Source organism: Nocardioides glacieisoli (assembly GCF_004137245.1).
In the GTDB taxonomy this organism is placed as follows: Bacteria; Actinomycetota; Actinomycetes; order Propionibacteriales; family Nocardioidaceae; genus Nocardioides; species Nocardioides glacieisoli.
In genome coordinates this window covers 149,072-163,219 of record NZ_SDWS01000009.1, presented here as the reverse complement: position 1 = coordinate 163,219, position 14,148 = coordinate 149,072, and the positions used below count along the sequence as shown (strand labels likewise).

General features: G+C 66.9%; 11 protein-coding genes. 4 read left to right on the top strand and 7 right to left on the bottom strand.

Annotation, left to right across the window (positions count from 1 at the left end; genetic code table 11):
* Positions 1–122: 122 nt before the first annotated feature.
* Complete coding sequence (locus EUA06_RS18390; RefSeq protein ID WP_129478482.1) at positions 123–815, bottom strand: helix-turn-helix domain-containing protein; 693 nt, start codon at positions 813–815, stop codon at positions 123–125.
* Positions 816–858: 43 nt separating this feature from the next.
* Between EUA06_RS18390 and EUA06_RS18385 the strand changes: the two genes are divergently transcribed.
* Positions 859–1,644, top strand: a complete 786-nt coding sequence (locus EUA06_RS18385) for a hypothetical protein (protein WP_129478480.1) — start codon at positions 859–861, stop codon at positions 1,642–1,644.
* A 33-nt stretch (positions 1,645–1,677) separates the two neighbouring features.
* Here the strand turns inward: EUA06_RS18385 and EUA06_RS18380 are convergent, their stop codons facing one another.
* Genes EUA06_RS18380 through mobF form a run of 3 tightly spaced genes read right to left on the bottom strand, consistent with a single transcriptional unit; the run spans position 1,678 to position 6,142 of the window.
* Entirely contained in the window at positions 1,678–2,025 is a 348-nt protein-coding gene (locus tag EUA06_RS18380) for a HepT-like ribonuclease domain-containing protein (protein ID WP_129478478.1), read from the bottom strand.
* Positions 2,022–2,351: a nucleotidyltransferase family protein gene (locus EUA06_RS18375; RefSeq protein WP_129478476.1), complete on the bottom strand. Its 330-nt coding sequence runs from the start codon at positions 2,349–2,351 to the stop codon at positions 2,022–2,024. Before EUA06_RS18375 ends, EUA06_RS18380 begins: the two co-directional genes overlap by 4 nt.
* 38 nt (positions 2,352–2,389) lie before the next feature.
* Positions 2,390–6,142: a MobF family relaxase gene (gene mobF, locus EUA06_RS18370; RefSeq protein ID WP_129478474.1), complete on the bottom strand. Its 3,753-nt coding sequence runs from the start codon at positions 6,140–6,142 to the stop codon at positions 2,390–2,392.
* Here mobF and EUA06_RS18365 point away from each other — a divergent pair.
* On the top strand, positions 6,098–6,943 hold the full coding sequence (locus EUA06_RS18365) for a nuclease-related domain-containing protein (RefSeq protein ID WP_242498236.1): 846 nt from the start codon (positions 6,098–6,100) through the stop codon (positions 6,941–6,943). The two genes, mobF and EUA06_RS18365, sit on opposite strands and share 45 nt — an antisense overlap.
* Before the next feature lie 4 nt (positions 6,944–6,947).
* On the opposite strand, the gene EUA06_RS18360 is transcribed toward EUA06_RS18365, so the two are convergent.
* The 3 genes from EUA06_RS18360 to EUA06_RS18345 are packed head-to-tail and all read right to left on the bottom strand — an operon-like array spanning position 6,948 to position 12,461.
* The gene (locus EUA06_RS18360; protein ID WP_207208427.1) at positions 6,948–8,393 is read right to left on the bottom strand and encodes a class I SAM-dependent DNA methyltransferase; all 1,446 of its coding nucleotides are present in this window, start codon (positions 8,391–8,393) and stop codon (positions 6,948–6,950) included.
* Positions 8,386–9,720 carry a restriction endonuclease subunit S gene (locus EUA06_RS18355; protein ID WP_277985682.1) on the bottom strand — a complete coding sequence of 445 codons (1,335 nt, stop codon included), beginning with the start codon at positions 9,718–9,720 and terminating at the stop codon, positions 8,386–8,388. The genes EUA06_RS18360 and EUA06_RS18355 overlap by 8 nt, the downstream gene beginning before the upstream one ends.
* Positions 9,717–12,461: a type I restriction endonuclease subunit R gene (locus EUA06_RS18345; protein ID WP_207208426.1), complete on the bottom strand. Its 2,745-nt coding sequence runs from the start codon at positions 12,459–12,461 to the stop codon at positions 9,717–9,719. The genes EUA06_RS18355 and EUA06_RS18345 overlap by 4 nt, the downstream gene beginning before the upstream one ends.
* Before the next feature lie 112 nt (positions 12,462–12,573).
* Between EUA06_RS18345 and EUA06_RS18340 the strand changes: the two genes are divergently transcribed.
* Positions 12,574–12,798 (top strand): helix-turn-helix transcriptional regulator, encoded by a 225-nt coding sequence (locus tag EUA06_RS18340; RefSeq protein ID WP_129478468.1) that lies wholly within the window; start codon positions 12,574–12,576, stop codon positions 12,796–12,798.
* Between the two features lie 62 nt (positions 12,799–12,860).
* Entirely contained in the window at positions 12,861–14,072 is a 1,212-nt protein-coding gene (locus EUA06_RS18335) for a tyrosine-type recombinase/integrase (protein ID WP_129478466.1), read from the top strand.
* The last annotated feature ends 76 nt before the right edge of the window (positions 14,073–14,148 follow it).

The following is a 14,148-nucleotide window of genomic DNA, read 5'->3' as shown; positions in this document are numbered from 1 at the left end:
ACCGCCGTTGCCGACGTCGCTGATCTGGGAGAGTCTCGTCAGGGGAGTACTGGGCGAGATGTGGCGAACACCGACGGTTGTCCGGGCAGTCTTCTGCGAGCCGGATCATCCGACAGCACCGGTCAATCCCTGCCGGGACTTGCCTTCGCCCCGAGGGCGGCGATGCGCTCCTGCAGCTCCTCGCGCTTCAGTTCTTGAATGTGGTCGAAGCCGACGTGGATCGCGTCTTCCGGCGGCCCGAACCTGGCGTGGTCGATGAGGGGCTTCCACTCGGCGCGAAGTAGCGAGGGAAGGTCGAGCTCGTCCCACAGGTCGACGAGCAGAGGCCCGTCCACCCAGCGCCAGATCCAGACGGGAATGCCGACGACGAGCAAGTAGCGGTAGACGCGCCGACGGTCGTCGCGGTCGGCCAGGTCGAAGTGGCGCTGCTGCCACTCGCCGGTTTCCCGATGAGCTACGCCGTCGGGGAACGTGACCTTGCTGAAGCACAGCCGAGGTTCGACTCGCCAGAGCTGGTCAGGAACCCAATGAATGTCGCGTCCGTTGAACGTGACCTGCCTGAAGTCGACCGTGTGGTCGAGCCGCAGGGTGTAGCCGGCTTCGCCGACGAGCCGCTCGACGACCCCGAGGGAGGGCGACTTCTCGCGGCGCTCGTACGCCGACACGGTTGCCTGCGAGGTGCCGCCTGCCTTCGCCAGTTGGGTTTGCGTCAGTCCGCGGGCCTTGCGCGCGATCTCGATGATCGTTGGTCGCTCCACTTGTCGAGGATATCCGATCAGACGTATCTCGCCGGTTTGCCGGATCGGCTCGCACACCTACCTGTCGCTCACCTCTGGGCCGACAGGAAGGAGCAGCGTGATGAGCGTTGCGAAGTGCTTGGGTGTCGATCGCCTCGACGCCCCGAACATGCAGGAAGTGCGCGCCGAGTGGCCTCGGTGGCAGGACGTCGAGCCGGCGCTCGACGTCGTGAATGACATCGGGGCGCTGCCCCGGTGGATGAGGCACGCGACCCCTGCCGAGCGTGACGGGGTACTCGCGGCGCTTCGTCGTCTGGCCGACCGCGATCCGCGCGCCTACGTCGCACTTGCCTGGCTGTTGGTGCCAGGCGCCTCCCTGGTCGCCGGTCGACTGCGCCGGCTCACCGACGCGATCGACGAGGTCGTCGCCGGCCAGCTGTGGATCCAGATCTGCGATCACGACCCGGCCGACGACACGTACGTCGCGACGACGATCCTCAGGCTGGTTGAGCGCGAGTCCCTTGCCGAGCTCGGCTTGGGCGAGCTGGCCAAGCGTCGCGATCCAGCTTGGGCGAGCTCGGTCCTCATCGAGCGGTACGACGAGACGATCCCAGCCGAGAAGCCGGACGCAGAGGAGCCGCAGGTACAGCTCCTCGACCTTCTGCGACGGGCGCTCGACTCAGGAGCGCTGTCCGACCAGGACCGCGGCTTGCTCCTGGATCTGGCTCTCGCGGCCAACCTGGCGGATGCACCCCTCAGGCGTGGCAGGGCGGGGCTGACCACACCGTCGGTCGTCCAGCTGGTTAGTGAGGATCACGCGCTCGCTGCCCGGACGATCCGCCGTCACGCTGCCGATGCGCTCGACAGGCTGAGGGAAGTCGCCCGTCGCGATGGGCTGGCGATGTGACCAAGACCGAAAGGCGCTTCCGTGGATCTGGTACTACGCGTCGGGTTCGTGACGCGGCAGTCGTGCCTGCATGCGGTCTACCGCCTCGGCGAGGGGCTGCAGGTCCTGGTCGATCACGGCTTGGACAATCTCGGGGTTGGTTGCGAAGTAGTGATGGGCAAGGAAGTCCCGCATGCCGGCGATCTCGCGCCACCTGATCTCCGGCTCGGTATCGGTTGTCTCGGTGCTGAGCGCTTTCACCGCTTCACCGATCTCGAGGAGCCGCATGGCCACGGCGTCCATCACGAGCTCCAAGCTGATCGGTCCGTGCTTCAGGTGTGAACGGATCGAAGTGATTGCTGCCGCGATGTCGTCGAGGGCGTCGGCGTCGGACCGGCTCACAGTGGAAGCAGGTCCTTCGCTGCCCGGGAGCGCACGCGCTCCTTCAGCCCGCTACGGGGGACCAGGTCGACCGGCACGCCAAGGAGATCCTCCAGCTCGTGCTGGATGCCGATGATGTCGATGATGCTGGTTCCCGGAGGAAAGTCGACAAGGAGGTCGACGTCGCTGCCCTCGCGATCGTCGCCGCGTGCGGCGCTGCCGAAGATCTCAGGGTTCGTGACGCCGTGACGGCGCAGCACCTCGAGCAACTCAGCACGACAGGCGGCCACACGCCGGCCCGTGGGGCCGCTCAGCGGCTTTCGGGCAGGCGCTGCGGTCTTGGACATGTCTTCATCGTATCTGCCGCGCTGAGGCTTCCGCCGATCTACAGCCCCAGCCCTGAGCCGGACGGTTGCTGGCTGGGGCGGGAGAACGGGTCCATCGAGGGGGCCTGGGTGGCGCGCCTTCTTCCGGGGCTGGCGAGGTCCCTTACCCGATAGGCGAGCGCGGCGGTGGGGTGGTCGACCGGCAGCGGTTTACGGGTGACGGCGAGCTCGAGGATCCTCTCGGCGTTCACTCCGGTGCGCTGGAGCTCGTCGAGGTACTTCGCCAAGTAGCCGGTCTGCTCGTCGTGATGTCCGACGTGCTCGACGATCTGCTTTTGCCAGACGTGGAGAGCGTCGCCGTAGCGGGCGTTGATCCGGTTGGTGAGGTTCCGGTGGTACGCCGCCTCGCTGTCGTCGTTCGGTGGCGGTCCGAGGAACGACCGCCCGTCTGCGGGGACGCCGCTGGCCGCTCGCCATACTGCGAGCTCACGGCGCAGGTCCGCGGTGAGGACGTCGTCGTATCGCGTCATCCAGCGCGGCAACCTCTCACGTCGGGCGACTTCGCCAGCCAGCGCGCTGGCTCGGCGCGAGCGCGCGGACAGGTACGGGCCCCAGCTCGGATGATCGGCCACAACCTCGGGGATGCCCGGCAGCCAGGGGAGGGGTCCGGGTCCGGCGTCATCAGGGTCAGCACGCAGCATGGATGCGGCGAGGGTGACCGCGTCGGCGTACCGCGTGACGGCGTCGTGCAGCTGGACCTCCGGCGAAGCGCTCGTGGCTTGCGCCGTGGTGGCGGAGACGGCGGCACCGTCGCGGGCGAGGATGCCTTCGAGCACCTCGGTCGCGGTCAGCGCACGGTCGTCGGTCGGGCATGGCAACGCGTGTGTCTCAGCGGAGCCGAGGACGAGGTGGGCGTGGTTCTCGACGCGACCGCGCGTGAGCATCGTGTAGAGCAGCTGCCGGTCCTCCGCGCCAGTGACGATGCCGTGAACGACGTCGGTGGTGATCCCCTGGGCGGTGTACACCGTGGAGGCGTAGCCGAGCTCGACGTGCGCGGCGACATAGTCCGCGGGCAGCGTCGCGTGGAGCCGCGAGGCGAGGTGTCGCACGGCCAGGCTGCCGTCCGCGCGCACAGCCTCGACCTGCCAGCGGTCGCCGTTCTTGACCCAGTCCGTGCAGGTGACGCCGAGCCGTCGATCGTTGCGGCGGCTGATCACCACGTCGTCGACGCGGGCCGCGCAGCCATCCGAGAGCGGCGTGGATGCTTGGGCTGGGTTGCGGGCGGCCTGGGCTCGCAGGTTCAGCTCCCGGACGACTTCACGCGTCGGCGCGAGCATGAGGCAGTCCCGACCGCCGGCGCGCTCGCGCTGCCAGGCCTTGAAGACCTCATCGACAGAGCTGTCGGCGTCGCCGACGTGAACCCGATCGTTGTCTAGGTAGAAGCCCAGCGCGGACTGGTCTCCCTCGCGCAGCGCCAGCGACGCGTCGGCCTCGGCCGGATCGGCGAACCGCACAAGCTCGTCCAGCCGAACCGCACCGTGGGTGGCGGCGAGGTCCCGCAGCACGCCACCGGCGCCTATAGCGGCGAGCTGGCGGTCGTCACCGACGAGGCGCACCGACGACCCCCGCGCGACGGCGTACTCGATCACGGCCGCAAGGGTGAGCGTGTCGGCCATGCCGGCCTCGTCGATGACCACCAGCGTGCCGGGGCCGATGCTGGTCACGAGTGACGAGTCGCCGTCGTGGCGGACGTCGTGGACGACCTTGGCCAGCGTCTCGCAGGGCAATCCGGTCGCCTCGGCGAGTGCCGCTGCGGCTGCCGCGGACGGCGCGAGCCCGACTGCATTGTGGCCACCATCGGTCCAGACGTTCGCCAGCACCAGCATCGCCGTTGTCTTGCCCGACCCGGCCGGCGCGAGGGCGAGCTGAACACGCGCGCCGCTGGTCGCCAGCGCGGTCACCATGTCCTGCTGGCCGCGGTTGAGCGGTACGCCGTCGAGGATCGCGGCGAGCACTGACAACTCCGCGTCGTCGGCAGACCACGCGAGGCCGTCGCGGCGCCCAGCGGCTTCAACGATGCGCTGCTCGGCCTCCAGCACACTACGGCTCGTGTAGTGATCCCTGCCCGTGTGCCGGAAGACGCTGGTGCCGTCGGAGCGACGCAGCGGCGGCGGCTCGGTGACCGGGTCCAGTTCCGGCGTCAGGTTGATCGACAGGCGACCGACCACGTCGTCGACGATCCACTCGACGACCTCAGCCACCCGGTCAGCAGGCACGGCGACGCCACGCACCTGGCGTTGTGCCTCGGCCCGCACGTGCCAGGCCTGCCAGGTTGCTCGGCGCGACTCCAACTCGGTGATCACACGCTCCGCGGCAGCCCGGATCCATGAGGTCGTGACCTGCTGCTCCGTCCGCGGAATCGGGCAAAGTACGGTAGCCACCATTCGCTCGACATTGCGGTCGGACCCGAGCACGTGGACGGCCTCTGCCCGCCAGGTCTGCCGCTGCTCGGCGTACGACCGCGGCTCGTGCTTGGCTTCGCGGGTCTCGAGGTTCGCCTGTTGTGCCAGCGCCACCGACTCGACCGGTGTCGGTGGGCGGCCGTGCCTCGTACGGAACTCCCGCGCCAGTTCCCTCTGCCGTGCCGTGATGGCGGTCCGCCGCTGCGACCACCGATCACACACTCCCGGCGAGACACCTTCGATCTCGCGCACGGGCCGCTTGTCGCGCACGTTCGCGGGACTCTCGACGAAATGGACTCCGAGCGCCTCGACCAGGCGCCGCTCCAGGGCGGTGTTATAGGTCTCCGACGCGGCGACGACGTGCTCGTGCAGGATCTTGCCGTAGATCGAGAGCCACTTGCCCGAGCGCGTCTGCACCTTATTGGCGACCGCGACGTGGGTGTGCAGGTCGGGGTCGCCCGCCCGCGAGTCGCGGTGCGTGAACGCCGTCCCGATGAGCCCACGGGTCTCGACCTGCCGGACACCGTTGCGCCCCTCCCGGGTGAACAGCACCTCGCGCTCGATAGAGGCCAGCGCGTCGGCCACTGCCGCCTCGTGTGCCCGCTCAATCGCGTCGGCGACTTTCACGGGCGCGACGGCCCACAATGCCGACACCGACTTCACTGGCGAGAACGTCAGGTCAAATCCAGCCACCGCCGTCTGCCGCGCCCGGGAGTAGCGAGCCAGCGCATCCGACAGCTCCCGTGCAGTCGTGGGGTCGCGTCCGTGGCCGGCGACAAACCGCTCACGCGCGAGCTCGCTGCGCACCCTGGCGCGCAGGTCGTACGGCGGCTCGGACTCGCACGTGGCCCGCACCCGCCTGGCCACCTCGGCGTTGAACCCGTCGACGCCGGTGTTGTCGTAGACCTTGTACGCCGCACCAAGCGGGTCGCCCGTAAGCGGGTGCGACCCCGTGCCGAACAGGCGTTTCATCTGCTCGGCCGTCACCACGTCGCCGGCATCCAAGCCGTCGATGCCGACGAGCCCGGAGCCCACCCAGTGGCCGGGCGACTCGCCCTTCGCCGAGTAGTAGTCGGCCAGGGGAGTGGCGCCCTTCTCCGTCGAGTCGAGCGCGGCGACCTGCCGGGTCAGGTACTCATACCCCGTCCCCGCCGAGAGCTTGTGGAGCGTCATGGTCACCTCCCAAACGGCCGCGCGCGGGACGCGAGTGGCCACGGGACGGGCGGTGGATGAAAGAGGTGTGTCTGATGAGGATGCCGGGCGAAAAGGATGTGGCGGGGGCGGTTCGTGGATAGCGTTTCGGGCGTGGCTGGGGACTCGGTGGCGGGCGAGAAGCGGATGCGGTTGCACTATGCGGGGAAGTGTCGGCTGTGCGGGGCAGAGCTGGCGGCTAGGGCTGAAGCGATCTACGAGCGCCCGACCAAAACGGTGCGGTGTCTGGAATGCCGGGCTGCTGCGATCGACTCGGACCTCCCGACGCCCGAGCTGGAGACTGACGGGATTGTGGACGTCGGGACCCCGGGCGCTTCCGCGCGACGTGAATTCGACCGACGTCAGAGCAAGCGCGAGGAACGCATCCGTTCCAAGCACCCAAAGCTTGGCGGCCTCATCCTCGCCTTGAGTGACGACCCTCAGTCGACGAAGTCGTGGGACGTCGGCGCGGTGGGCGAGGAGAGAGTCGGCACGCGACTCAACGAGCTCGCCTCCGAGTCATTGCTGGTTCTCCACGACCGACGCATCCCGGGCAGCAGGGCCAACATCGACCACATCGCGGTGACCGCGACTGGCGTGTATGTGATCGATCCGAAGCGGTACAAAGGTCGTCCCAGTCTCAAGGTCGAAGGAGGACCGCTGCGCCCGCGGGTCGAGAAGCTGCTCGTGGGCAGCCGGGATTGCACCAAGCTCGTAGACGGAGTGCTCAAACAGGTCGACGTAGTGCGCCGGGTAGTCGGTGACGAGGTCCCAGTGCGCGGAGTCTTGTGCTTCGTTGATGCCGACTGGCCACTAATAGGTGGCTCGTTCACGACTCGCGACGTGGAATCCCTCTGGCCGAGGAGGCTCTACCCGAAGTTGCAGGCGGACGGACCGCTAACGGTCGATGCGATTGCCGACCTTCACCGAAGGCTGGCAATCGGGCTCCCTGCAGCCTGAGTCGTCATTCGGTTGGGTTCGTTGCCCCAGCCTCGAGTGCCGCGGCCACAGCCTCGAACTCGGCGAGCGCAGCGGTGAGGTCTTCAACGATCTCGCGGGCGATGATCTCGGGGGCCGGGAGGTTGTCGACGTCTTCCAGAGAGTCGTCACGAAGCCAGGTGATGTCGAGATTGACCTTGTCCCGCGCGATGAGCTCGTCGTAAGTGAACGACTTCCAACGCCCGGACGCGACTCGTTCGTCGCGCGCTTTGCCGGGCAGGTACGCCTCGACGAAGTCGTCAAGGTGGTGTCGGCGGAGTGGGTTCTGCTTGAGGGTGAAGTGCTGGTTGGTGCGCAGGTCGTAGACCCACAACCTCGAGGTCCACGCCTGCTCGGACGCAGGCTTCTTGTCGAAGAACAGCACGTTGGCCTTTACGCCTTGGGCGTAGAAGATGCCGGTCGGCAAGCGCAGCATCGTGTGCAGGTCGTAGTCGGCCAACAACTTGCGCCGGAGGGTCTCGCCGGCGCCGCCTTCGAAGAGCACGTTGTCGGGGAGTACGACGGCGGCGCGACCGTTGATGTCGAGGATCGTCATGATGTGCTGAACGAAGTTGAGCTGCTTGTTCGACGTGGTGACGACGAAGTCCTGGCGCTCCACCGGCACGCTCGACGATGTCCCGAACGGCGGGTTCGACAGCACGACCGACCAACGCTCACCAGGATCTGCGATAAGGGCGTCGCGTACCTCGATCAGCGAGTCGCCTGCGGCCGTGCCGATGCCGTGCAGCAGCAGGTTCATCGCGGCGAGGCGGGCGGTCCCGTCGACGAGCTCGAACCCGGATGCGAAGCTGTCCCGCAGGTGTGCGCGCAGCGTGGGGGTCAGCGACTCGGCGCTCCGGGCGGCGTGCTCGTGAGCGACCAGCAGGAAGCCGCCCGTCCCGCAGGCCGGGTCCACGACCGTGTCCTCGGGTTGCGGGTCGATGACATCGACGATGCCGGCGATCAGGTCTCGGGGAGTGAAGTACTGCCCCGCGCCCGAGCCCTTGTCCGAGGCTCCCTTGGAGAGCAGCTCCTCGTAGGCGTCCCCTTTGAGGTCCGTGCCCGAGGCCGACCAGTTCTCCCGGTCGATGAGGTCGACGATGAGTCGCTTGAGCTTGGCTGGGTCCTGGATGCGGTTTTGCGCCTTGCGAAAGATCGTGCCGAGCGTGCCCGGCTGCTGAGCCAGGCCGACAAGGATCTCGGTGTAGACGACTTCGAGTTCCGTGCCCTCGGAGTCGAGCAGTCGCTGCCACGAGTAGTGGGCTGGAACGATCTGTTGCGGATTCAGCTTTCGGGTCGCCCGCTCGTGTGCCATCTTCAGGAACAACAGATAGGTGAGCTGCTCGGTGTACTCGATCACACCGACTCCGTCGTCTCGGAGCACGTTGCAGTATGACCAGAGCTTGTCGACCAAGACGCGGGAGTCAGTCATGAAGGCCACCAATGAGTTGGCCTGAGAAGGCAGCAGCGAGTAACGAGCGCCGTAGACGTGACGATCGTGAATGGGCAACATGGATTTCGTGATCGAGGCGAGCGATTGCTATCTCCTGCTCGGTGATGGCACGCACAACGGCCGTTTGCACATCGGGAGTTAGAACCGGGACTGGCATCGCGCGAAGGGAACCGACATTGACGCCACGGACTGCTACCCCGCGTGCATGGCGCCGGAGATAGCGCTTGCTAGTGGACGTTTGATGCCAATAGTGCAAATACCATGGACTGATGCCTGGTTGCGGTGCCAAACGGACGACGTCCCGACTCATGTTGGCCCCTTGAAGGTTGGAGGGGACGACGGCGCTGCGTTCAAACGATCCTCGAACCGCTACTACGACATCGCCAGGTTGTAGCCGGGCGGCGGCGTACTGTGCGTCGAGATCGGCCGATGTGAGTCGCAAATCGGTGGCCTCCAGACGGTGACCTCGGAGGTCCTTCACTTCGACGTAAGGGACCGTTCCGCCCGGGACTTTCGGCTTCAGAATTCCATAGCGAATCGTCCTTTTAGGGTCTGTCAATTGCTCAAGGCTGGCGACTGGCCAAGGAAGTTCGTCAGGCAGCAACTCAACGTCGGGGCTTGCCGCGGATACTTTCTGCTTCAAAGTTGGCGATCCTCGCTGAGATGTTACTTCAGCGTGGAATATCAATGCCGACGGATCCGTAACCTTCCAGAACGCATTGTCGATGGCTGCCTGGAGGAGAAGCGCCAAACGCTTCCTGTTGTCCTCCAGCAACCGGACTGCGGCGTCGAGGCGGGAAAGGTGGTCTTCGAGCAGGTCGACGATGCGGAGCTGTTCATCGAGCGGGGGCAGCGGCACCGGGGTCTCAGCTAGGTCGCCGCGCTTGAGATTGTTGATGTTGGTGCCACGAGCAGCTTCGCTCCAACGGGACCTCACATCGGGCGAGCGGAGGTAGAGGGCAAGATAGCGCGAATCGATGCGTGGCGAACTTCGGATGACTGCACAGAACGCCCCAAAAGTGCCTGACCAACGCTGACGCAAGATTGCGCTCTTTCCGACAACTGAGAGCGAGCCACTCGAGGAGGCGAGCACGATGTCTCCGAGTTCGAGTTTTTGGCTCGCTTTGACGACGGTCTCAGGCACGTAGACCAGGCCACCGCTGAGATCAAGGGCGTCGCCAATGTTGGTTGCACGCAGAAGAGGGCAGTAGCCCGGCCCCGGCTCATTGCGGGCCTGTTCCCGCTTGTAGGTCACCCCGCGGACCACGTCAGCCACGTCAGCCAACTCGACAACATCCCAACTCACGCGGTCAGCTCCGAGTTCAATTCGTCGATGAGGTCGGCCGCGCGGTCGCCGAGGTCGCGGAGGGCGCCGTCGGTGCCGCCGCGTTCGGTGAAGGGGGCGTCGTCAAGGTCAGTCGTGTTGATGCCGGCGGAGGAGGCGATGACGGAGACCATCCGGTCGAGCCACCACCTTTCCTTGTCGCCGAAGGTCACGCCGGCTTGGTCCTGTTGGCTGAGCCAACCGGCGTACTTCTCGTGGACGCGGTCGGCGTACGGCACGAGCTCGTCGTCGGTGCCGACCGTATAGCGCAGCAGGGACACCAGGTCGGTCACCGTGTGCTGCGGGGTCTGCCGGACTCTGGGTCCGTCGATGGCGACGTAGGCATTCCAGATGATGTCGGGGGTCCAGTTGTACGGAGGGCGAGCGATCCGGTCGGCGAGTTCGCGGATGTCGTCGAAGGCGATCCGACGGTCCTTGGCTTCGCCGATGAGCTGGATGGCGGTGATCTCGCTGCGGTGCTGGTCGAGGTAGGCGCGCCAGGAGTCGACGATGGACTTTGCGCGGCCGGGGTCGACGACGCCGTGGGCGTCGAGCAGGACGTCCTTGCTGACTTCGTCGATGACGCGGTCGTGGGTGGCGCGCAGTTCGAGGATGCGTTGCCGTAGGGCTGGGTTGGCGGCGATCGGTTCGATGGCGGCGTCGATGAGCTCAACCAGCGAGCCGCCTGCGTCGAGGTGTTTGGCCTGGACGTCGGGGTCGACGGCATCGACGAGTCCGCGGATCAGGTCGCGTACGGGGGAGCCGGCGACTGTGTCGAGTTCGGCGCGTTCTTCGAGGGTGAGCTCGACCTCGAGCTTGGCGAGTCGTGACGCCAGCGTCGCGGTCTCGTCCTCGGTGAGGTTGAGGGCGCCGGCCTTGTCGAGCAGCTTCTTCAAGGACACCGACCTGTCGCGGTTGAGCGGGGGGTCGACGAAGTCGTGCTCGGTGACGCCGACGGCGTCCACGATGACGAAACGGGTCTTCGCGGGGGCGTCGGGCGTCACGGCCTGGAAGTCGGCCGGTGCAATGGTGCGCGCGCCGCGGCCCTTCATCTGCTCGAAGTACTGCGCGGAGCGGACGTCGCGCATGAAGAACACGCACTCCAACGGCTTTACGTCGGTGCCGGTGGCAATCATGTCGACGGTGACGGCGATCCGCAGGGTGGGCGAAGTACGGAACGCCTGTAGCTGCCGCTTGGGGTCCTTGGCGTTGTAGGTGATCTTGGCGGCGAAGTCATTGCCCTTGCCGAACACCTCCCGCACTGTCGTGACGATCTCCTCGGCGTGCGCGTCATCCTTGGCGAAGATCAACGTCTTGGGCACGGCGGACCGGCCGGGGAAGATCTCGGTGAAGAGCCGGTCCCGGAACGTCTCCAGGACGGTTCGGATCTGTGACTTCGCTGTGACCGCCCGGTCGAGCTGCTTCTGGGTGTACTCCAAGTCCTCGTCGAGCGCCTCGAGCCGCTGGGCGCGGGTGCGACGGTCAACCTTTGGGACGATCGTGCCGGCCTCGATGTTGCTGCCCTGCTCGGAGATCTCGGTGCGGATCCGGTACAGGTCGAAGTCGACGTTGACCCGGTCGGCGACCGACTGCGGGTAGGTGTACTCGGAAACCAGGTTCTGTTGGAAGAACCCGAACGTTTGCTTGCCCGGGGTCGCGGTCAGTCCGACGACGTGGGCGTCGAAGTAGTCGAGTACGCCGCGCCATACGCCGTAGATGCTCCTGTGGGCCTCGTCGACGATCACAAGGTCGAACGTCTCGGGCGGCATGTCGGGGTTGTAGGTGACCGTGACCGGAGCGTCGGGTACGAAGTCGTCCAAGCCGGGGTCGTCGCCGGAGGTGACGTCCTCGTTGCGGAGCACCTTGAAGACCCGTTGGATCGTGGAGATCACCACGGCCGAGGAGCCGAGCATGCCGGTGCTGGTGAGCTTGTCGACGTTGTAGATCTCGGTGAACCGGCGGCCGTCGCCGGGGGTGCGGTAGTTCTGGAACTCCGCGAGCGTCTGGTCCCCCAAGTTGTTGCGGTCGACCAGGAACAGGATCCGGTTGAACCCGCCGTGCTTGAGCAGCCGATACGCCTCGGTGACGGCGGTGAACGTCTTGCCCGCGCCGGTGGCCATCTGCACCAGACTGCGTTCGAACCGCTGCTCGGCAAGACTTCGCTCGATGCCGTCGATCGCGGTGATCTGCGCCGGGCGCATGGGTGCGCGGTCGAGCTTTGGCATGGTTCGGACCTTCGCCCGCCACGTTGCAGCGTCCTGGTTGGCCTCGGCGTCGCGCAGGATCCGGGCCAGGGTCGACGGCTTCGGGAAGTGGAACAAGCGCCGTGCCCGGGGGTCGGGGTCGAACCCGTTCGTGAAGTGAGTCTCGGTGCCTGAGGCTTCGAAGACGAATGGCAAGCGACCATCGACGGTCAGCGCCTTGAGGCGTACGTCGGCCGGCAACCCCTCGGCGTACATCGCTGACTGCCATTCGACGCCCGACAACGTCGTGCCCGCGGGTTTGGCCTCGATCACGCCGACGGCTCGCTTGTCGACGTACAGGAGGTAGTCGGCGCGACCGTGCCCAGCCGCCATCACCACCTCGCGGACGGCGATGCCGTCGGATGCGAACAGGTTCAGGTCCTTCTTGTCCTGGACGGCCCACCCGGCGGCGGCGAGCTGCGTGTCGATGAGCACCCGTGCGCGCTGCTCGGCGGCGAGGCGCACGTCGTCTGGGCTCATGGTGAGTCAAGGCTATCGGCGCCAGAGGCGATCAGTGGTGAGATTGGTGGCCACTCGCGGGCTTGTTGCGGCCTTTAGGGGTAGGACCAACCCCGACCGACAGGAGTCGACCATGACCGAGTACCTCCACCGTGACCCCACCCGCCGCGACGCGCTGTTGACGATCGAGGAGGTCGCCGACCTGATCCGCATGCCCGTGGCCTCACTGCGCTACTGGCGCGTGCTGGGCACGGGGCCGCGCGGCTTCATCATCGGGCGGCGCCTGCGCTACTGGCGCCAGGACGTCATGGACTGGCTCGACGAGCAGCGCGAGTCCGCAGGCCGCGGAGTCGCCTGACTTCTCCACAGGCACGGCGATCCCGACCCCCGTCGGGTGGCGACGAGTGCTACGGCGGACAGATGAGCAAGCAGCCCAGGACCAAGCCCCGGCAGCGACGCTCCCAGCGCGGAGCCGTCGAGGACCGCTGGCGCAAGCGCATCAAGGACGAGGACGGCAACACCATCGAGGTGCCGTCGGCCGTCGCGGGCACGGTGACCCGCTGGCGCGCCAGGTACGTCGACGGCGCCGGCCGCGAACACACGCGCGCGTTCGACCGGAAGGTTGACGCGCAGAAGTGGATCGACCATCAGCTCTCCGCACTACTCCGCGGTGACCACGTCACACCCAAGGACGCCAAGCTGACCGTGGGGGAGTGGTGCGACAAGTGGCTCGCCGGCTACGGCACCCGGCGCCGGTCGACCGTGCGGCAGGCCGAGGTTCATATCAAGATCATCAAGGCGCACTTCGGATCAGTGCCGCTGTCGGCGGTGAAGCCGTCCGACGTCCGCGCCTGGACCTCGGTGCTCAAGGAGGAAGGCCGCGCCGACTCCTACGTCTATGCGCTCTACTCCCGGCTCTCGCAGCTCTTCACGGACGCCGTCCACGACGGACTCGTCGCGCGAAGCCCGTGCTCGCGGCGTACGTCTCCCGGGATGGGCCAGCAGCGTCCGTACGTCGCGACAACCCAGCAGGTGTGGGCGCTCTATGACGCCGTTCCCGAGGGCGTCCGCCCGGCGGTCTTGCTCGGTGCCCACGCCGGGCTTCGGTTGGCCGAGGCGGCGGCGCTGCGGGTCGAGGACGTCGACTTCGCGACGGGAGTCCTATCACCGTCGGTCCAGTGGCTGGATGTACCCCTCAAATCCGACACCAGTCGCACGCCCATCCCGATCCCCAAGGAGATGACGCACTTGCTCGCCGAAGCGATCCAGTTCGGCGATGGGCGGTTCCTTGCCAGCGATCAGTGGGGCAACCCCGCCGGACCGTGGACGATCGAGCGCGCGGTCAGGGCATGCCGCGAACCAGCGGGGCTGCCCAACGACTTCCGGTTCCACGACCTACGGCATTACTTCGCGTCGCTCCTCATCGCCTCCGGGCTCGACGTCAAGGTCGTCCAAGCCCGGCTCCGGCACGCCTCGGCCAAGACGACGCTGGATACCTACGGGCACCTCTGGCCCGACCGTGACAGCTCCTCCCGAGCTGCGGTGGCGGCGGTCTATCGCGAGCGAACTCCAGTGGCGCGTCAGGCGAGTGATGTGGATGCTGCGCGCGCCGACGGATTGTTCCGCCATTAGGATGCCTCGCGTAGCGAGGATGACGGCCTCGCCGCAGGAGAATGCACGCCCCTGTCGAGGGCTGCGAATCGTGGGG

Bases quoted from the DNA above. Each gene is read 5' to 3' on its own strand.
- EUA06_RS18385 (WP_129478480.1), top strand. From the start codon at position 859: ATGAGCGTTGCGAAGTGCTTGGGTGTCGATCGCCTCGACGCCCCGAAC.
- EUA06_RS18375 (WP_129478476.1), bottom strand. From the start codon at position 2,351: ATGTCCAAGACCGCAGCGCCTGCCCGAAAGCCGCTGAGCGGCCCCACG.
- EUA06_RS18360 (WP_207208427.1), bottom strand. From the start codon at position 8,393: ATGACTGACTCCCGCGTCTTGGTCGACAAGCTCTGGTCATACTGCAAC.
- EUA06_RS18345 (WP_207208426.1), bottom strand. From the start codon at position 12,461: ATGAGCCCAGACGACGTGCGCCTCGCCGCCGAGCAGCGCGCACGGGTG.
- EUA06_RS18340 (WP_129478468.1), top strand. From the start codon at position 12,574: ATGACCGAGTACCTCCACCGTGACCCCACCCGCCGCGACGCGCTGTTG.
- EUA06_RS18335 (WP_129478466.1), top strand. From the start codon at position 12,861: ATGAGCAAGCAGCCCAGGACCAAGCCCCGGCAGCGACGCTCCCAGCGC.